This is a genomic window from Bacillus horti, assembly GCF_030813115.1.
Classification (GTDB): Bacteria; Bacillota; Bacilli; order Caldalkalibacillales; family JCM-10596; genus Bacillus_CH; species Bacillus_CH horti.
In genome coordinates this window covers 173720-193025 of the sequence record NZ_JAUSTY010000007.1, presented here as the reverse complement: position 1 = coordinate 193025, position 19306 = coordinate 173720, and the positions used below count along the sequence as shown (strand labels likewise).

The 19306-nt window shown below is 40.2% G+C and carries 23 protein-coding genes; 9 read left to right on the top strand and 14 right to left on the bottom strand.

All coding sequences use genetic code 11. The annotated features are described in order from the left end of the window. Positions 1-61: 61 nt before the first annotated feature. The 4 genes from J2S11_RS10375 to J2S11_RS10360 form a co-directional block, all read right to left on the bottom strand. Positions 62-400, bottom strand: a complete 339-nt coding sequence (locus tag J2S11_RS10375; protein WP_307394259.1) for a VOC family protein — start codon at positions 398-400, stop codon at positions 62-64. 199 nt (positions 401-599) lie between these two features. After that, positions 600-2237, bottom strand: coding sequence for a ribosomal protection-like ABC-F family protein (abc-f, locus tag J2S11_RS10370; protein WP_307394257.1), 1638 nt, complete (start codon positions 2235-2237; stop codon positions 600-602). Between the two features lie 508 nt (positions 2238-2745). After that, on the bottom strand, positions 2746-3144 hold the full coding sequence (locus J2S11_RS10365; protein WP_307394255.1) for a type II toxin-antitoxin system death-on-curing family toxin: 399 nt from the start codon (positions 3142-3144) through the stop codon (positions 2746-2748). Beyond that, entirely contained in the window at positions 3144-3401 is a 258-nt protein-coding gene (locus J2S11_RS10360) for an AbrB/MazE/SpoVT family DNA-binding domain-containing protein (protein ID WP_307394253.1), read from the bottom strand. Before J2S11_RS10360 ends, J2S11_RS10365 begins: the two co-directional genes overlap by 1 nt. Positions 3402-3636: 235 nt before the next feature. Here J2S11_RS10360 and J2S11_RS10355 point away from each other — a divergent pair, with 235 nt between their 5' ends. Both J2S11_RS10355 and J2S11_RS10350 read left to right on the top strand, forming a co-directional pair. Further along, entirely contained in the window at positions 3637-4017 is a 381-nt protein-coding gene (locus J2S11_RS10355) for a DUF6220 domain-containing protein (protein ID WP_307394251.1), read from the top strand. A gap of 16 nt (positions 4018-4033) precedes the next feature. Further along, positions 4034-4237 (top strand): DUF5957 family protein, encoded by a 204-nt coding sequence (locus tag J2S11_RS10350; RefSeq protein ID WP_307394249.1) that lies wholly within the window; start codon positions 4034-4036, stop codon positions 4235-4237. A gap of 23 nt (positions 4238-4260) precedes the next feature. Here the strand turns inward: J2S11_RS10350 and J2S11_RS10345 are convergent, their stop codons facing one another. From J2S11_RS10345 to J2S11_RS10325, 5 genes are all read right to left on the bottom strand, one after another. Then, complete coding sequence (locus J2S11_RS10345) at positions 4261-4956, bottom strand: response regulator transcription factor (RefSeq protein WP_307394247.1); 696 nt, start codon at positions 4954-4956, stop codon at positions 4261-4263. After that, positions 4956-6035 (bottom strand): sensor histidine kinase, encoded by a 1080-nt coding sequence (locus J2S11_RS10340; protein WP_307394244.1) that lies wholly within the window; start codon positions 6033-6035, stop codon positions 4956-4958. The genes J2S11_RS10345 and J2S11_RS10340 overlap by 1 nt, the downstream gene beginning before the upstream one ends. A gap of 185 nt (positions 6036-6220) precedes the next feature. Next, the gene (locus J2S11_RS10335; RefSeq protein ID WP_307394242.1) at positions 6221-6688 is read right to left on the bottom strand and encodes a DMT family transporter; all 468 of its coding nucleotides are present in this window, start codon (positions 6686-6688) and stop codon (positions 6221-6223) included. Positions 6689-6718: 30 nt separating this feature from the next. Continuing rightward, complete coding sequence (locus tag J2S11_RS10330; protein WP_307394240.1) at positions 6719-7414, bottom strand: Crp/Fnr family transcriptional regulator; 696 nt, start codon at positions 7412-7414, stop codon at positions 6719-6721. A 124-nt stretch (positions 7415-7538) separates the two neighbouring features. Then, positions 7539-7964 (bottom strand): DMT family transporter, encoded by a 426-nt coding sequence (locus J2S11_RS10325; protein ID WP_307394239.1) that lies wholly within the window; start codon positions 7962-7964, stop codon positions 7539-7541. 367 nt (positions 7965-8331) lie between these two features. On the opposite strand from J2S11_RS10325, the gene J2S11_RS10320 reads away from it, so the two are divergent. The 3 genes from J2S11_RS10320 to J2S11_RS10310 all read left to right on the top strand — a co-directional run bounded on the left by J2S11_RS10320 (position 8332) and on the right by J2S11_RS10310 (position 11804). Next, positions 8332-9060: a response regulator transcription factor gene (locus J2S11_RS10320; RefSeq protein ID WP_307394237.1), complete on the top strand. Its 729-nt coding sequence runs from the start codon at positions 8332-8334 to the stop codon at positions 9058-9060. Then, positions 9057-10457 carry an ATP-binding protein gene (locus J2S11_RS10315; RefSeq protein WP_307394235.1) on the top strand — a complete coding sequence of 467 codons (1401 nt, stop codon included), beginning with the start codon at positions 9057-9059 and terminating at the stop codon, positions 10455-10457. Before J2S11_RS10320 ends, J2S11_RS10315 begins: the two co-directional genes overlap by 4 nt. A gap of 93 nt (positions 10458-10550) precedes the next feature. Next, complete coding sequence (locus tag J2S11_RS10310) at positions 10551-11804, top strand: FG-GAP repeat domain-containing protein (RefSeq protein WP_307394233.1); 1254 nt, start codon at positions 10551-10553, stop codon at positions 11802-11804. Positions 11805-11910: 106 nt separating this feature from the next. On the opposite strand, the gene J2S11_RS10305 is transcribed toward J2S11_RS10310, so the two are convergent. Both J2S11_RS10305 and J2S11_RS10300 read right to left on the bottom strand, forming a co-directional pair. After that, positions 11911-13380: a C39 family peptidase gene (locus J2S11_RS10305; RefSeq protein WP_307394231.1), complete on the bottom strand. Its 1470-nt coding sequence runs from the start codon at positions 13378-13380 to the stop codon at positions 11911-11913. 116 nt (positions 13381-13496) lie between these two features. After that, positions 13497-14318, bottom strand: a complete 822-nt coding sequence (locus J2S11_RS10300; protein WP_307394230.1) for a CPBP family intramembrane glutamic endopeptidase — start codon at positions 14316-14318, stop codon at positions 13497-13499. A gap of 164 nt (positions 14319-14482) precedes the next feature. Here J2S11_RS10300 and J2S11_RS10295 point away from each other — a divergent pair, with 164 nt between their 5' ends. Further along, a complete protein-coding gene (locus tag J2S11_RS10295) occupies positions 14483-15616 on the top strand; it encodes a zinc-dependent alcohol dehydrogenase (protein ID WP_307394228.1) in 1134 nt (377 codons plus the stop codon). A 75-nt stretch (positions 15617-15691) separates the two neighbouring features. On the opposite strand, the gene J2S11_RS10290 is transcribed toward J2S11_RS10295, so the two are convergent. The 3 genes from J2S11_RS10290 to J2S11_RS10280 are packed head-to-tail and all read right to left on the bottom strand — an operon-like array spanning position 15692 to position 16960. Continuing rightward, positions 15692-16294, bottom strand: a complete 603-nt coding sequence (locus J2S11_RS10290; RefSeq protein WP_307394226.1) for a lysophospholipid acyltransferase family protein — start codon at positions 16292-16294, stop codon at positions 15692-15694. A gap of 56 nt (positions 16295-16350) precedes the next feature. Continuing rightward, positions 16351-16746 carry a hypothetical protein gene (locus J2S11_RS10285; RefSeq protein ID WP_307394224.1) on the bottom strand — a complete coding sequence of 132 codons (396 nt, stop codon included), beginning with the start codon at positions 16744-16746 and terminating at the stop codon, positions 16351-16353. Further along, a complete protein-coding gene (locus tag J2S11_RS10280) occupies positions 16739-16960 on the bottom strand; it encodes a helix-turn-helix transcriptional regulator (RefSeq protein ID WP_307394222.1) in 222 nt (73 codons plus the stop codon). Before J2S11_RS10280 ends, J2S11_RS10285 begins: the two co-directional genes overlap by 8 nt. A gap of 289 nt (positions 16961-17249) precedes the next feature. On the opposite strand from J2S11_RS10280, the gene J2S11_RS10275 reads away from it, so the two are divergent. The 3 genes from J2S11_RS10275 to J2S11_RS10265 are packed head-to-tail and all read left to right on the top strand — an operon-like array spanning position 17250 to position 19235. Further along, on the top strand, positions 17250-17624 hold the full coding sequence (locus J2S11_RS10275; RefSeq protein ID WP_307394219.1) for a GntR family transcriptional regulator: 375 nt from the start codon (positions 17250-17252) through the stop codon (positions 17622-17624). Between the two features lies 1 nt (position 17625). After that, positions 17626-18498: an ATP-binding cassette domain-containing protein gene (locus tag J2S11_RS10270; protein WP_307394218.1), complete on the top strand. Its 873-nt coding sequence runs from the start codon at positions 17626-17628 to the stop codon at positions 18496-18498. A 2-nt stretch (positions 18499-18500) separates the two neighbouring features. Beyond that, complete coding sequence (locus J2S11_RS10265; RefSeq protein ID WP_307394216.1) at positions 18501-19235, top strand: hypothetical protein; 735 nt, start codon at positions 18501-18503, stop codon at positions 19233-19235. Positions 19236-19306 lie beyond the last annotated feature (71 nt).

Here is a 19306-nt window from a genome sequence, read left to right as displayed (position 1 = left end):
AGACAAAAGGCTGAACAGCAGTGTCCCAACTGTTCAGCCTTTCAATTCCGTGGGTCATCTCTTAAGCTAATACCTCCACCGTAAAGCCCCCAGGTGCTTCTACATAAAACGTCCAGCCATGTGCCCTCATTGGCGGTTCAACATCGAATCCGTCCTGTTTCAGACGTTGATTAAGGGTATTGACATGCTCCTCACTTTCTTGAACAAACCCAATATGAAAGGTCTGTGGATATTGAATAGGACTTCCGCTCATTAAAGTAAGCACAAAACCATCATCGTCAAATAGGGCTGCAAATCCATTTCCCCGTGTCCCTTGGCATGTCAGGTCAAAATATTTCTCCAAGAACTCACGAGCTGCTGTAACGTCCGTTACCGTTAGATTAAGGTGATTTAGTTTCATACAAATCCTCCCTTTCTACTTTTCACAGCGAAAAGCTAAGCCTCTTCTTATCAATTACAAAGCGAAATGCCTAAAAGCTTAACTTCATTCCTTACTCTATAATTTTATCAGTTTCATGCAAGTGCTAAGCTTTAATCAAGTTTGGTTTATTCTTAAAATATTATAAAGGCATTGTTGTATATCCATCCGTCACATAAGTTTAATCTTTTTCCTGAGCTTTTCTCTTCTCCTTGGCAAAGGAATAGTTCCCTTCATAGCGGGTAAGCTGCTGATCTGAGATCCAGTACGTTACAGGGAAAAAGCGGTCAAGGAAGTAACGATCGTGAGACACGGCGATAACTGTGCCCTTGTAGCGACTGAGCGCTTCTTCGAGAACTTCCTTTGAATCTATATCCAAATGGTTCGTTGGTTCGTCAAGAATAAGCACATTGTGATTTTGGTAAACAAGCTGCGCCCACCTTAGGCGCATACGCTCACCTCCGCTAAGAGCGTGAACCTTTTGAAACACCATATGACCATAGAACAGGAATTGAGCTAAAATCCCCCTTGCCTCTCCTTCTGTAACGGGAACCTGATCTCTAAATTCCTCGATTAACGTTCGCTTGGGATTCATCTCCTGAGCGTGCTGAGATAAATAGCCTACAGATAAGCTGCTACCCTGTTTGAGGAATCCACTATCAGGGGATTCAGCACCTAAAAGCATTTTTAACAATGTCGTTTTTCCACTCCCATTGTCTCCTACAATCGCTATCCGCTCACCAAAGCGAATATGCATAGAGGCTTGCTTCAGTAGCTCTTTTTCTCCATACCTTTTACAGATATTGTCCAGTACAAAAACGTCCTCTCCACTACGCTGGTCTAGCTGAAAGCTCAGACCCATTTGCTTTTGCTCCAGCACTGGCTTTTTGAGCACCTCAATTCGATGTAACGCCCTCTCCATATTTTTAGCTCGTCGATGTAGCCCTGCACTCGGAGGGTTTGAACGATTGGCCCAATCCTTTAAACGCTTGATGGCCTCCTTCATCTTTTTGATCTTTTTCTGCTGGTCCTGAAACTGCTGAAATTCACGTACAAGTCGCTCTTCTCGCTCCCGCACATATCCCGTGTAATTCGTATGGTAGACATGCAGCTCTCCCTGATCTAATTCGAAAATTCCCGTAACCACCTCATCTAAAAAATAACGATCATGGGACACAACCGCTATCGTCCCTTTATAACTCTGAACAAAGCTGGCAAGCCATTCTATACTAGATAAATCCAAATGGTTGGTCGGCTCATCGAGCAATAGAAAGTCAGGGGATTTTAATAAAATTTGAGCCAATCCGACCTTCGTACGTTCTCCACCACTAAGCTGACCCCATTGCTTTTCTAGAAGGGCAACGATTTGTAAGCCATTTGTAATATGAGCGATCTGTGAATCGACCTCATAGCCATTTTTTTGTTCAAAAAGCTCCTGAAGCTCTCCGTATCTTTCTAGATCCTTCTGTAAAGCAGAATCGTTGACTGGCTGTGCTAATCGTAGCTCAATCTCAGCCATTCTCTGCTTAATAGCCCAAACATCCTCAAACACTTGAATAAGGATTTGTTTGACCTTCTGATTCTCTGACACATTTGGGATTTGCTCTAATATCCCTACTGAAAGTCCTTTCTTCTTCAGCACCTGTCCTTCATGCGCTTCCGTCTGACTAGCCATCAGCTTCAAAAGGGTTGTCTTCCCTTCTCCATTCCTACCAATGATCCCAATTCTCTCACCTTGCTTTATGTCACAGCTGAGCTGAGTAAAAATCGTGTTTGCTCCGTACATACATGTTGCCTTCTGTATACTAATAACCATCATTTTTTCTCTTCCTCCAATTAAGAAGGAGACTAGAAAAACTTGGCTTATCGCCAAGTTCTGGCGAAAGCCTTAGTTTTTCTTATACTATCTACCTCTAACCTTGTAAATTCCTGATAGTACAACAAAAAGACGACAGAGATATCTCCTCTACCGTCTTTGAACATTTCTTTCCGATTAGGTGGGTAGCTGTCTCTTCCTAGATTTTTTCTATTCACATGTGGTAAAAAGGGCATACGTATCCCGTTGTGCACATGCAATAGAAAAAATAGCATGACTAATCCATAAATGTTCTTGAATATACGTCATGCCTGTACTAGGTCGATTCATCTATCCCACCTCCTTTACATATTGTCATTATTCTATTCTAAAAGGGGACACGCGTCAACTTATCCTATACGAGGGATTGAGTCAAGTTGAATTCTCAATTTGAATTTTTTCAAAGAGTGGACATAGTAGAAACCTCTACTCTTTCTAGTGGCTCAATAATTACAGGTTTCATCTCCACTTTTCAATGATCATTTCTATGCACCGCATGCTGTTCGATAATGGATGCAATTTCTTCAAATGAATATTTTTTATTGACGAGATCAACCGTGAAGTCTTCTGCTTGTTTAGTGTCCATTACGAAATCAAATCTGTTTTTCTTTAGAAAGATGTTCAAGGACATAAAAGCTGTTCTTTTATTAGCGTTGTGAAATGGGTGATTCATTGCTAGTGACTGAAACAAAGCCGCTGCTTTTTCATATATTGAGTGGTATGCATCTTCACCGAAAACGGATTGTTGTGGCCGATGGATTGCAGAATTCAATAATTTTGCATCTTTAATACCTATTTGTTCAGATGGGCTTGATTTCATAATGATGAGTTGGTTGATGACAATCACTTCTTTTTCCGTTAAATATCTCATTATCGATCGACTAATCCTTTAATCGTTTCTTCGTACTCCTGATAAGTTTCTTCGAATAGATCAAAAAAGTCTTGATCAATACCTTCCGGTAATTCAATTTTACGGCTTTTTCGCAAAATGATTTCTTCACCTTTTTGTTCAATTGAAACGATATCCCCAGGCTTTAGCCCTGCCGCTTTTAACATATCTAATGGAAAGGTGACACCAATACTGCGTCCAATTTTCGTTATTTTTCTTTCCATATTTTTCACCGCCATTTGATATACTCCTCCATATTATATGTTGATTATTATCGTTATATACATTATAACAATACAAATTAATAAAATCTAGCCTCACCTTGAGAGCCTTGCGAAATCGGAACCTCCCCATCCGATGTCTTCAACACTCCAGCTACTTTTGATTATACTTAAGAATTATTTAATACTTTTATAAGAATTGGTTTATTTATTCCCCTTATGATGAGTGTAGCTAGTAGAAAGGAGAACGAAGATGAAAGCTACAGGTCGTTGGCTCTATGTTGTTTTTGCGGTTCTATTTTTTCTTTGTGTTTTGGTCCAGTTTTTTCTTGCAGGTATGGCCATTTTTGAAGGAGGGCAATATTGGAGAAGTCATCAGTCCCTTGTCCATCTATTCGGTTTAAATGTCCCCATTTTTATGCTGCTTACTGCTTTTATAGGCCATGCACGATCAAATGATTACCTCTACATCATAGCATTATTTGTTTTAACTATTTGCATGTATGTAACAGCCAATGCAGGAGCTTTGCATGGGTATATGGGAGCCCTTCATCCCGTATTAGGTACAGTGTTAGCGCTCGTTTCTGGATTAACTGTCTATCATTCCATAACGTTAGCGTTAAATAAACGGTAAAGGTGTTGATGATACGATGAAATCTGTTCTGTTGGCCGTTGGAGGGTTTATTGCTGGATATTTTTTAGGCAGCTTTCTATTAAGGTCACTGTTTATTTTAGGGTTCAATATGTCTGCATTACCACTGATTTTTAAGCTTTTCCCTTATTTTAGCGGAATCCTGTTGGCTTGTTTATTACCTCTAATAGACTCGGGACGAAAAAAGAGAAGTGGAGACTAACACTCTACTTCTTTTTTATGTATTCACTTTTTCTTAAAGCGATATCCCACACCCCAAATCGTCTCTATAAACGTTGGCGCAGAAGGAGTTCTCTCTATTTTTTCTCTAATTTTTCTAATATGCACTGTTACTGTTGTTAGGTCTCCCATTGAGTCATAGCCCCAAATACGCTCAAAAAGGTGATCTTTACTAAAAACCCTATTTGGGTGTGTAGCTAGAAAAGCTAACAAATCAAACTCCTTAGCGGTAAAGGTCTTTTCCTCTCCATGCAGCAAAACCCGCCTTGAGTCCTGTTCAATCACAAGTCCATCCACCTGAATAACATTTATTTCTTTACCCCGCTGAACTAATCGTTCATACCTTGAGACATGGGCTTTAATCCTAGCTACAAGCTCATTTGGATTAAAGGGCTTTACTATATAATCATCTGCCCCTCGATCAAGGCCACGTATTTTATCAATATCCTCTTTGCGTGCTGTTACCATAAGGATGGGGATATCCATATCTAAAGATTCTCTGAGCTGCTTACACAGTTCAAGACCATCCATTCCCGGAAGCATAATATCAAGGAGGATCAGATCATAGGATTGTGATTTAACCTTACTAAGTCCTTCCTCTGCAGAGGTAGCTATGTCACTAGCAAAGCCATGAACCTCTAGGTAATCCCTTTCTAATTCTGCAATGCTTACTTCGTCCTCAATAATTAAAACTCTGGGCATTATGTCACCTTCTTCAATGTAAAATTAATCTTAGTTCCTTGTCCTACTTCGCTATCTACCCACACGGTACCGCTTGACTCCTCAATAATTTTTTTGACAATCGCTAATCCGAGCCCACTTCCACCTGTCGCTGAATTCCTTGAGGTGTCCGTACGATAAAACCGATCAAAGATAAAAGGAAGATCCTCCTTAGGAATCCCACTCCCATTGTCTGCGATTCCCACAACAACCTGATCCGGTTCAGCTTTCAATTGAACTTCAATGCGCTTATATCCATTCTTCATATACTTCATGCTGTTTTGTGTAATATTGGTGACCACTCGTTTTAATTGCTCACGATCCGCTTGGACAACATAGGAATCATCTTTATTTGCTTGTAAAAGAGCAGTTCCCGACTCCTCTTCAAGATTAAACTGTAATTCCTCTACAAAATCCTCAAAAAAAGTGTAGAGATCAACGGGCTCAAACTGAAAAGGGACACGTTCCATCTCAAATTTAGAATATAGAAAAAGCTTCTCAATTAACCCATCCAGATCATCCGCCTTTTTATAAATTGTTTCTAGGTACCGGTCTAATTTATCTGGTGTATTCGCTACACCATCCTGAATTCCTTTTACATATCCCTTTATTGATGTTAAGGGAGTCTTTAAATCATGCGATATACTGGTGATCAACTCCAGCCGCTCTTGTTCATATTTGGCTTGCCATTCTTTAGCTTCCTTTAGATTCTGACGCATCCTATCAAAGGTATTGGATAGCTGGCCAAGTTCATCCTTCTTGACCGATTTTATTTCAAAGTTTAGATCTCCTTCACTGATTCTCTTTGCCGCTTCTGACAGCTCAGTAATCGGCTTGATGATACTTTTGGATACAAAGTACGTCAGTAAACCGTTCGTTATTACTAAAATAAGGAGCATACCCACTAATCGAAGGCTAAGGAACATCTCCATTCCTTGAGACATATCGCTCAGCATAAAAAAAATAATGTAGCCCAAGATGATTTCTAGTAAAAGGGCAGCCATGATTGGGATTATGATCATTCCTATATTTGATAAGATCAACCGCTTTTTAATAGACAACTTTATCACCCACTACATTTTTAGTTCATTATATAAGACTTTAAGTCTTTTACACCCGTCAAAAATGACTAAAGAAGACCTGCTACGATTTAGTCTACACGGGGAATATTAAAAAATCCTTAAATAAAAAAAGATATCAAGGACTTTCATACCTTCACATCTTTTTATGATTCACATATTAATTCTTATTGGTTCAACGCAGATTTACTTCCTACCTTTTTGCCATTCAACTTAAATACAAAGATACCAGCAATGATAATAAGAACTCCAACGAAATGTTTCAGCGTAAATGGAACCTTTTCTAGGCCAAACAAACCAAATGAATCAAAGAGCACAGCGAAAATAAGCTGAGAGGTTAGCATGATAAAAATAGCGTACGTCGCTCCCAAACGTCTTATTCCCTGAACCAGACAGGTCACCACTCCAACTCCAATTAAACCACTAAACCAGTACCACGTCTGCATATTCGCTAGCTCAAATAGTTGCTTCCCTTCAAATATCAAACCCATCGTCAACGATGCTAAAAAGCCCATGCCCAATACCAGCGTAGTTGTAGCCCATGTACTGGCTCGTTCATTGACCTTGCTGTTAAAAATATTTTGCACACCGACTAATGAGCCCGCTATCAGTCCTAGTAGTATACCTAAAATCATCTGTTACTCCCCTATTCTGCCCATTCAGCACTACTCATAGATATTTTGATCGGCTAGTCTTCTTAAGCCTTCCCGATCCTTCACTTTAATGGACCCCTTTTTCCGTTCAATTAATCCCTTTGAACAAAACTGTTGAATCACTCGATTTAAATGTCTGTAGCTAATTCCGATTAGGTTGGCTACATCCTTTAAGCTGATCGCTTCCTGCTGTCCTTCAAAAAGTGCATCAGATTCATCAAAGGAAACGGATAGTAAATAACTAGCTAGCCGAACATCTGCGGAGTACATCAGCTTACGGCTTAATGTATCTGACTTATAAAATTTATGCGTAATAACCTCTAATAAAAAGGTTAAAAATGGAGCATGATCCTTATTGTATTTCTTCAGCCAGCGATGGTGGATACAGAGCATATGGACAGAAGAAACAGCCTCTACTGTATTAATAAAGTCAATCCCCTGAACGTATTCGATATCACCAATCATGTCTAAAGGCATTTTAAAAGAGAGAATTAAAGCTTGTCCCCCTGGTGAAGTAGTAAAAATCTTAACCTTCCCTTTGACTAGGACATACAGATACTCTGATGGTTCACCTTGAGAACAAATAAGCTCTCCTTGGTCAAAGCTCACGATTGCCATGTGTGGAAGTAATGGTTCATGAAAGATCTCTTCTAGCTTGTACGTAGTTAAATATGAGTGCAACAGTTCATGGTCTCTAATCTCTTTCATAATCCTCACTTCACCTCCATACCATTCAATAAGTACATACTAACTTTTGTGTCATAAGCAAACAACAGTAGTCGTTTTATTTTTCCAAAGCGCGGTGAGTGCTAAGCCTGAGCAATATTACAGCCTAAAAAGTTAAGATGAGTACTCCTATGATCATTAAAGCTAATCCGAGAAATTGGGGCATTCTCATCCTTTGCTTAGCTACTTCAAACCATCCCTTCCCTTCTATAATAAAGGCTGTGGTTAACTGGGCAATCAGAACAGCAGCTATGGCTATGGTAACGCTAGAGAGCTGAATGGATTTTACATTAGTGAATATGACAAAGGCAGCAAACGCTCCACCCACTAAATAGATGGGTTTCACTTGCTTAAAGCCCATCCAGCTTCTGTCACCAATACTGAGCATGACTAGTAAAGCAACAATAAAGCCCGTAAATTGGGTAATCGTAGCCGCTTGCCATGTACCAATCCCGTTACTAATCGATGTGTTAGCCACTCCTTGTAGCGTAATAAACCCACCGGCTAGAATGGCGAATATGATTCCTTTCACGCTGTCTCTCTCCCATCAATTTTCTCCTATTTTTTTCTCCTATTTATTAAATGATACATTCTTGTGTTTTGGATAGGACATATGTCCTCAACCTTCTACTTTCCTGATTGAATGAGCCGCAAATAAATGCTCTCTTGTCCTCCCTCAAGCATGTCGAGAACTATTTTTTGCATGACTGGGTCTTTCAGCATGATGTCCTTTTGCCATAAGGATTGCACAAAAATGAACTTATTACAATGAAAGTACATTTTTGTTGATAGTAGTCGATTCATTTGATAAGCTGCTGTATTCCCTTTTAACAAAACTGGAAACGTTAAGCCCCTTTCACTCATACATAAAATAGGATATCCTTATCAACAAAAGAACAATGATTACACATACGGGAGTGATTATCATTTCAGCTAGTGAGGATATACATGTGCTTGTGGTTGAGGATGAACAGCCTATTCGCCGCATGATAATTATTCAGCTACAACGCAGTGGCTTTAAGGTACAAGAAGCTTCAACAGGGGAAGAGGCCTTCACTCGTATCAAAGAACAGTACCCTGATCTAGTTGTTTTAGACGTGAGGCTTCCAGATATGAGTGGATTTGAAATCTGTGAAAAGCTGCGGAACGAGTATCCAGACATTGCTATCCTATTGCTTACCGCACTTAGTCAGGACATGGATAAGCTTACGGGGCTTGAACTAGGGGCAGATGATTATATGGTAAAGCCTTTTAATCCTTTGGAGCTGACAGCCCGCATTCGAGCTATTTTACGTCGCATGAACAAGGATAAAAAAGAGGCGAAATCCTTAGGAAGTGGACCATTCCGTTTGGATCTCCAATCGGGGGAGCTTTACCTTAAGGAAAAGCGTGTCGAATTAACACCTAAGGAATATAGCTTGATCTATCATTTTCTTCTACATCCTGGTAAGGTGTTTAGCCGAGAGGAATTGCTGAACGACGTATGGGGGACTGATTTTTTTGGTGATCAGAAGACGGTAGATGTTCACATTCGTAGGATCAGAGAAAAGATTGAGGAAGATCCTGCTCACCCCCAATGGATTGAAACGGTTTGGGGTACAGGCTATCGCTGGAAGAGGAATTCATGATGAAGGGGATTCGCGCAAGGTTGGTCGGAAGTCACCTACTTGTGATCGGAGTGGCTATATTTGTCTTAGTTAGTTTTCTCATTTTTGCTGTTCGGCACTACTACTACGATAGTATAGAGCAGGGAATCACTCAAAGAGTAAGGGTGTCTGCTGATTTTTATGAAAGCTATCTCAGTGGTACTCCTTTGGCCACACAAGCAGACGATTTACTAACAAGCTATACGGAGAATATTCATGCTCAGGTCCAGATCATTGATCAGAGTGGAGCATTGCTAGTAGATAGTCTCGACCCTGATCGAATCGCTCAGTTAGCAGAATTACCTGATGTAGCTGCTGCTCTCAGGGGGCGGGAGCAAAGCTGGCGTGGTGTTTTGCGTACAACAGGGGAACCCGTATTATCTTTTTCTGTCCCCTTAATAGCGGATGGACAAGTGGTAGGGGTTCTTCGTTATGTGAGCTCTTTGAGCCAAACCAACCAGACGTTATGGTCCATTTCTATATTCCTTTCCCTCGTGGGGATTATCGTCATCGCTTTATCTGCTCTCGTTAGCCTAGTGTTATCCAATTCTATTACTAAGCCCATCCTTACTTTGATTGACTCCGCGGAAAAGCTAGCTAGAGGGAAGCTCTCTGAACGTGTCACCAAAGACAGAGAGGATGAGCTGGGACGTCTTGCGGATACGATTAATCATTTAGCTTCAGAGCTACAACGTAATGAAGTCCTGCAACACCGATTTATCTCCTCTGTTTCGCATGAACTGAGAACCCCACTAACCTCTATTCATGGCTGGACGGTGCTGTTACTGTCTTCAGATTTTAAAAACAAGGAGGAGCTCGTAGAAGGGCTGCGTATCATTAATCAAGAAACGAATCGCTTGTCTTACCTAGTAGAGGATCTACTTGATTTTTCAAAGCTCCAATCTGGACAGCTGAGCTTGCGCAAGGAACTAATCAACGTGAGTGAGCTGTTAAAAGATTTAGAAGCGCAAATGACACCTCGGGCTCATAGACTCGGGATAAGGCTTATCTTCAGCCAATTACCTGCACAGCTACATTTACAGGCTGATATGAATCGACTTAAGCAGGTTCTGTTAAACATACTGGACAATGCTATGAAATTTACACCAGAGATGGGGCACATTTGGGTATCTGCTGAAGTAAGTGAAGGGAATTTTTCTATAAAAATAAAAGATGATGGGCAGGGCATCCTAGAGGAAGATTTGTCCTTCGTTAAAAATAGACTTTACCAAGGAAAAGGAGCCCAGTCTGGAAGTGGCATTGGTCTAGCTATTTGTGATGAAATAATGCGTTTGCATCACGGTAGTCTACAAATTGAAAGTGAGGCAGGTGTCGGCACACAAGTCACTTTATCTCTTCCTTGTTCAAATACTTCGTAACTTTTTCGTAACTATTTTTAACTTTGTTGTAACGCTTTTTCATAGGTCTGCCCCTTATACTAAGTGTAGACAACAAGGAAAGGAAGATCAAAAATGAAAGGCTATGTAGTAAAGGCTATATTAAGTAGCATATTGTTGGTAGGTATCTCTGCAGGATGTGGGGTTATTCCTTCACCCGAGGAAACGATTCAGCCTCCCGCTACTCCAGGAGCACCTACACAGGAAGATCGAGATGAATTGAGGGACACTCTCTTAGAATTATTACCTGAAGGAGCTGAACTTGTAGCACCTGCAGCAGACGGAGAAAGTGAGAGAGCGTCAATTCTATTAGATGATTTGAATGGAGATGGAGTAGAAGAAGCACTTCTCGTATACCGAACCGCAGATCAAGCTAGCTCTCTACAAGCTGTCCTTTTCTCACAGTATGAAGGAGAATGGAGCGTGCTGTGGGAGGAGACCGGTCAAGGCTATGATTTAGATTATATGGATATGGTTGATCTTGATGGAGACGGGTACTTAGAATTAGTCTTTGGTTGGACTATTGGAGCCTCAGCTGGGAGTGGCTTAGATATTTACGGCTGGGTTGACGGGCAAATCGAATGGCTTGACCAAACAGCGTACAACCTGCTCGACATTCAGGATATAGGGCAAAATGGGCAAACAAATGGAGAAACTGGAAAAGTAATAGCCCTTTGGATCAAGGATACAGGGAATGTGTTTGATGTAGAGCTCTTACGCTTACGTGAGAAACAATTAGTGCGTGCTCCTGACATGGAAACTCTATATTTTCCGAATGTGGTGAGCTATTATGAAGAGCTGGTAGAGGAAATGCCTGAAAGCAAGATTTTATGGTATTACCTAGCAGACGCTCAACTAAAGGCTGGGGATAAAGACAAAGCTCTTGAATCAATTGATGCGGCCAAAAAACTGGATTCAGACAATTATCTAGATGAGCGACTTCTTCGTCTTGAGCATCAAGTAAGAGAGACGGTTGATTATGTACTAGAGCACACTCGAATTGGGCGTACACAAGAAGAGATTTTAGAGTTGTTTGGGGAACAGTATGAAGAGGTCATTCCTGGTTTAGAATCCCCCGGTGTTGTGGGAATGTGGCGTTATGATGCTGTAATTGAGGAGAGTTATGAATACGACACAGGCTTTACACCTGCTACTGATTCTGTAGACATAGAAGGGATAAGGGAAGGTAAGCTACGTTACCAGTTGTTTGTGTCGTGGAGAGAAGATGGAGCAGCTCATAGCTATACGTTATACTACTTGGAAAATAATAGGGTGCATGAATACCGTTTGTGGAATGATGGTGGAGAATCAGTGAATGAGATAGGATAATACATCGGCCATAAGAGGAGTAGAAAGAAAAAACTCCTTTTTATGGCCATTGTCATTTTTCTTTATGCTTCTTCCTTGTGACGTCCCCTCATTTAGGAATTACTCCTCATTCGGGAACATAAGTGATAGCCTGACTCCCAATTTGTTCCCAGCCCCGTTGAAAGCTCTGACGCGGAAGCTTTGATTCAATACCGAAAGGATCATTGACATAAATAAATTGATCATCATAGCCGGTAATTAGCACGGAATGCATTCTGTACGTGATTCGCACATCACCACTAGGAGTGTGCCAAACATACCACTCATTCTCCGGGACCAAGTCATATGTAGAAGTGACAATGACCCATACAGGCACTCCTTGACTGACAGGCTGGAGAATGTCTTCAAATGCTGCTCCGGTCATGTCTACAATTCGACCCGGCAAATAAGCTTCAGCCAAGTCTCTAATTGGACCATGATATGCACCTAGCCCAGCGGTACTTAAGGAGTACATGTCTCCTACAAAGCCATCATAAGGATTTCCAAACGTAGTAACCCCGTCCTTCCTTGAAAAAGGTGTAGGGTCCCTCCCTATCTCCTGAGCTAAATCTAGCTTGTTTACCCCTACCCCAGCAAAATTTAAGAGCATCGCCAAACTTGTAACCTCACAGCCTCTTGGTAGCTCAGGATATTGTAAAATCAAGGGTACGTCCTCAATGAAAGCATAGCTTTGATGCGGATCATAGTCATATTGCCACAGTGTAAAATCTCTAAAAAGAATCTTACTATGCTCCATGCTCTTGGAAAAGCTTAATGCTTCATGATACTGCTCAAAATGCTGTAGAAATTCCGTTCGATCTCCTACTTCTTGTACGACCTTATAGCGATCAAATCGATCCCAAACTTTTTCAGAGTAAAAATATATGGTTGTCGCCTGCTGCTGGTCTGAAACTAGGGCTTCAGCTTGTTCAATAGAAGCGAAGCCTTTGATAAAGGTATCGTGTTCATAGACCTTATAAGGGAGTCCGACCGATAATTCGGAAATAAGCTGATCTACTCTTTTTTCCGAGAACTCAACCTGCTCATCGGAGATGACTATCATCCCTTCATTTTCATAGACATGCATCCCTAGAATTTCATTTAACTCTGACAGAGACACAAATAGTTTACCGTGCATGATTTCAAATTCACTTGAGGTATGAGTCTCCGGTGAATGAGCCATAGCTACAGCTACCTGATTATCTTGCTCCTCATCTATTCGATTAAAGCTTATCTCTGCCGTTTGATTATTCCATGAAATATGTATGCCTATTTGGTTTGCTATAAACTGGACAGGAACCATCGTTTGGCCATTGACGGTAAAAGGAGCAACCTTTTCCTGGGCGGCATCAATTCTCATTAATGTCCCGTTTATTAGGGCTTTATTACCATCCACTAAGAGGACAATGCCATCTAGCTCATCGTCTACCTCTTCACTCGCTATCTCTGTTTTAAATTGCTCCTCATTCTCTAAAATAAATGTAGAAAATGAGCTCACTAAAAGCACCATTCCAATTAAGATCGTACCGGCAACGATCAATGAAAGAATGTTTTTCATGTCCAGCAACTCCCAAGAATATCATTACTCTATTTGTCTACGACACTGTTCTCTGCTGAGATCTACTTTACTACTATTAGTTATACCAGCTTTAAGGACAGATTAGGCTATCATGTTTAACTTTTTAGTGACGTTTTTGCACTCCAGCTATGCTTTGGATACATATTGGGTAGAAGCATTCCACCAATGGCACTAGGAAGAAGAATAAAGGCCATGAATTGTAACGTAAACATACCTTCAACCTCAAAATGGCCATGCCCCGGACCCAAAATCTGGGTCGCCGTCATAATAGCAACATGGAAGCCTATAGCTGCCCAAACATTGCCTGTAAAAGCTCTAAGGCACCCTAATAGTAAGCCAAAGAAAGGGATGAATTGAAGCTGTTCTAACGAATACATGGCTCCGATCAAAAAAGCAAATAGGGTAAAAATAAGCCCTTGTAGCAGAATTGTCGCCCATTGGGGAAACAGAACATTTAAATACTTGTACATGATTCCTCTAAAAAGAAATTCTTCAGGTAAAGCTTCTATTAAAAATACGGTAACCAATAGAATAACAATACTCATGAGTATGTAACTAAAGTCTGATTGAACCGTTATTTCAACCCAACCAAGTCCTATACAAATAGCTAAACCTATACCTGCGGGGATTGCCCATAGAAGAAAACCAAATAAAAATGAAGAGACATTCGAACGAAGCTGGCCTTGTCCAAGCTGTTTCCAAGAAACCTGATCCATCCTTCGCACCACTTCAATTAATAGGAGACTCAATATAACTGTAATACTAGCCATAATGAAGTGTTCCATGCGATTATATTCTGTCCCAAAGAAGCTTTCGTTAAGCAAGCCAACCAGCCTCCATATGACAACAGCACCTATAAATAGGATGGCAAGCCTAATCGCAATTCTACTTGCTGTCCATTCATTTTTCACTCCCATTTATGTATTCCTCCTTCACGTTTGCCAAAAGAGATGTAACTAGTATTCCATCTTCTTATACTCCAAATTATAGCATATTCTTCCCACCGTATAGAGTAGATACATTGGGGAACGATAAAAGAAATTATGGCGAACATTACCAAAGGAAAGTAGGAGGTAAGTCGATGAAAGCTGTTACGTATCAAGGGCCTAAACAGGTAAGTGTATCAAAGGTTCCTGATCCAAAAATAGAAAAGAAAGACGATCTCATTGTAAAAATCACCTCGACCACCATTTGTGGCTCTGATCTTCATTTGTATCAAGGAAATATGCCCTTACCAAAAGGTTATATTATTGGTCACGAACCTATGGGTATCGTGGAAGAGGTTGGATCAGAGGTAACCAGTATTAAAAAAGGAGACCGTGTTGTAATTCCTTTTAACGTAGCATGTGGTCATTGTCATTATTGTCAGCACGATCTAACTAGCCAATGTGACAACTCTAATCCACACTATGATTCAGGCGGATATTTTGGTTATGCTGAGAAGTTCGGCAATTACCCCGGGGGTCAGGCTGAGTATTTGAGAGTTCCTTTTGGCAACTTCACCCCATTTCGTATCCCTGATTCATGTGAATTGGAGGATGAATCTTTGCTTCTCTTATCTGATGTGATTCCTACGGCATACTGGAGTGTTATTCACGGAGGGGTAAAAGAAGGGGATACGGTCATTATCCTAGGCTGTGGTCCAGTTGGTCTAATGGCACAAAAGTTTGCTTGGATGTTGGGGGCTAAAAGAGTGATCGCCGTTGATTATGTAGATTATCGTTTAGAGCATGCCAAGGTAACCAATCATGTCGAGACCTTCGACTTTACAAAGTTTGATGACATGGGAGAGCATTTGAAGGAGATCACTCAGGGCGGTGCTGATGTGGTCATTGATTGTGTGGGAATGGACGGTAAAAAGTCCCCCTTGGAGTTCGTGGAGCAGAAGCTAAAGCTTCAAGGAGGCACTTTAGGTCCTATACAAATCGCCACTAAAGCTGTACGAAAAGCTGGAACCTACCAACTTACAGGGGTATACGGTGGGAATTATAATCTGTTTCCTTTAGGCGCTTTTTTCACTAGAAATGTTACCCTGAAGATGGGGCAAGCACCCGTTATTCCTCTACTGCCTATGCTATACGAGAAGATGACAAAAAATGAGTTTGATCCAACAGATATTATTACTCACAAGCTTTCACTAAATGATGCTGAAAAAGCATATACCCTGTTTAATGAGCATGAAGACAACGCTATTAAGATCGTGCTAAAGCCTTGAATTTTATCACGGCTGGATGAATAAAAGCTTCCCTATCTCACAAATCGTTTTTTCAATGAGCTGCCTCTTAGAAACCTAATTTTGGGACAGCTCCATTTCTTTTTCAAGATCAGAGAAAGCAGCTTGTATCCTCTGGAGCACTACTTCAACATCCTCTTTGGCATCGTAATCACTAAGGTCAATCGGGTCCCCAAAATTTACTTTTATTTTATCTCTTTTTAGTAGCTCTTTGAACGAAGTAGGCCCTCTATATACCGCTGGTACGATAGGAACACCTGCCCGTTTGGCAATGACATAGGCTCCTCTTTTTAAACCGGTATTTTCACTTGCCCGTGTTCCACTAGGGAATATCCCTACCACTTTACCTGACTTCAGTAAACGTTGTGGAATTTTTAATGTGCTTGGTCCTGGATTTTCTCGATCTACGGGAAAGGCATGTAAGGATGAAAGTAACCAATTTGTAAACTTGGTCTGAAACAGTTCTTTCTTAGCCATATAATAAATTGGAGTAGGCTTCATGGCAATGCCTAAGGCAACAACATCGATCCAAGTTCTATGAGTACAAACAACGACATAGCCGTTATGGTGTTTTGGTAACCTGGTTTTGTTTGAAGCCCTTAATCCTCCCCCTAAAAGATGAAAAAATCCGTTCATAACACTTCTACTGAACTTATACATAGCCATCCCCCATTAAACGTAAAAAGTAATAGATCTTTTCTATTATATCGTGAAGTTTACTTAAATTTTTTACTATAAAAAAGCTCTACAATTGGAGAAACGATAAAGGTAAGTCCCACAACAATGATCAAGGGGTAGTTCTGAATATCGTTCAGATTAGAAACGCCCTCTGAGATGAACAAAACCAAGGCGGATAGCACCATTAATACATAATAGCCTATTCTAGCACTCTGGGTTTTAATATGCTGGGCAAGCTCATCATCCTTTCCGCTACCTCCTTCTAGATCACCCCAATTTAAAGCGTTAATGAAATAGGATATAGCAATAAAACTAAAAAAGATAGACCCTCCATCTATGATATCATAACGTATCCATCGATAGACCGTTATCCCTAATAGAACACAAGCGACAAGAAAAGTAATCATCACAATAGGTTTTTTGTTTTTATTCATCATCTATCTCTCCTCCATCCTTATACGCAGGATTAAACAATTCTTCCATAGTTGTCTCTAAATGCCGAGCCATATCAAAAGCCAGCTGTAGGCTGGGATCGTATTTGTTGTTCTCTATGGCATTAATCGTCTGCCTGCTCACCTGACATAGCTCGGCAAGTCTTCCCTGTGACAGACTCTTCTTTTCTCTAAATTCTTTAATATTATTTTCCATAGATCCAACCTTCACCACCTTGTCCTATGTAAAAAACTTTTTACAGTTGAATCGTATACTAAGCTGTTCTCCATGTCAAACATGTTTTACAACACAATTTAGGTTAAGGATACAATTTTTTATCTTGCTTACCTTAGAAACTCCTTATTCACTTAGTCCAATGACACTTTTAAGTAATACCCTTGCTATTTTTTATTTCTTTCGTCTTGACAGATAAACAAATAACCTTTATGGTTATACACATAAGTATATAACCGTATAACCATTATGGTGAGTGAGGTGATAAAAATTGAGTCAGCTAAAAGACAATGGCAAACCTTTGTTTATTCAAGTTCGTGAATTAATTGAAGATCAAATCGTCAATGGCCATCTTAAAGAGGAGGAGCAAGCTCCTTCAACAAATCAGCTTGTCCAATTCTATAAGATCAACCATGCTACAGTGTCAAAAGGTGTGAATCAATTAGTTGAGCAAGAGATTTTATATAAAAAGCGAGGGATTGGAATGTTTGTAAACACTGGAGCGAAAGAGAAACTGATGAAAAAACGCAAGCAAGCATTTATTGAAAATGACCTTATACAAGTCTTACTCGAAGCAGACAAACTGGGCATATCTGAAGAGGAATTATTCTCTTTAATTAAACAACTCAAAGAAAGGAGGGGTTAGCATGCTTAAACTTAACGATGTGACTTTGAAGTACGGATCCGATTATGGTGTTCAGGGTATTACAATGTCACTTGAGTTGGGGAAAATATACGGGGTCTTAGGCCGGAACGGCTCTGGGAAAACAAGCTTACTGTCAATGATTTCGTCGTTTCGTCAGGCGACATCTGGTTCAATTATGTTGAATGACCAGGCCCTGTTTGAAAACGAAGCCTTAACACCAATGATTAGCTTTCACTATACGAAAGATCAATCGTATGAAACTCGCAAGCTATCAAAATTGTTAGATGAAGCAGCAGCTTTCTACCCCTATTTTGATAAGGAATATGCTTTACAGCTTACGAAGACATTCAAGCTATCGTTAAATAAAAAAATCTATAAAATGTCAAAAGGAATGCAATCAGCAGTGGAGGCTGTCATTGGGCTAGCTAGTCGCTCTCCCATCACGATTTTTGATGAAGTGTATCTCGGCATGGACGCACCTACTAGAACTAAATTTTATAAAGAATTACTCAATGACCACACGAATCACCCACGTACCATTCTTATATCAACACATTTAGTTTCTGAGATGGATTTCTTATTTGAAGAAATCATTATGATTGACCACGGGAAGCTCCTTCTTCACGAAAGTAACGACGACATTATTAGTAAGGGCTTTTCACTCACAGGAGAAGCGGCTGCTGTTGATCACTTAACACAGGGCTTAAGTGTTCTGAATACAGATCAACTCGGTCCAACAAAATCAGCCATGGTATTTGGTTCACTTTCAGATGAATTAATGCAAGAGGCAAGAGAAGCGGACATCGAAATAGGTAGCGTCTCGCTACAGGATTTATTTATACATTTGACAGACAACGATAGAGAGGAGGAATAGTGGTGCCAACTTTTACACAACGCCCTTTAACAAAACATGTTTTTGGCTATTTATTTAATTGGTCATTGTGGTACCTTGGGACAATGCTTATCTCCCATCTTATCTTTCTGTGGCTTGCGGGGAGATATGATCAGTCGATTGGTAGCTTTTTACCTTTTACGTACTATACGACAACTATTTTTATGTTTGTTGCTGGAATCTTTATTCCATATGTGTTTTTACCATTTAAGAAATATGGCTATACAAGAAAACAAATTTTTACAAGTAGTATTAAGGCTAGTTTACTGACTGCTGTAACAGCGATTGCCATTATCGTTGTCATAACGTTACTTCAGCATCTCATTGTACCCGAACTGGTGAACCCGACGATGGCAGATGCCGTGATTGAGGATTCATCTAAGTCTGTTCATATTGACCTATCTGGAATGAATTCTCCACTATATGAAGCCCTTAATTACAGTGAATCTTGGGTGACGACAATCCTTGTATTTTTTGCTTCAATCCTTGTTTATCATTTTATTGGCTTACTGCTTGGAATGGGATATTATCGTTATGGATGGGTTATAGGATTTATTTTCATCGCTATTGCTCTAGGATCATTTTTCTTATTTCAGTGGATTTGGGAAACCGATCTATTCTCTACCATTCTCTTACCAACTGTGTTATCTGTTCTGATCTCACTTATCGCCGCGTTTGCAGCGTGGCTACTGATTCGTAACGTTAGAATTAAACTATAATTTGCGTTGACACACTGTTGAGAAGAATTAATTTAACGACTAAGAAGCGAATCAAATATAAAACTTAAAAA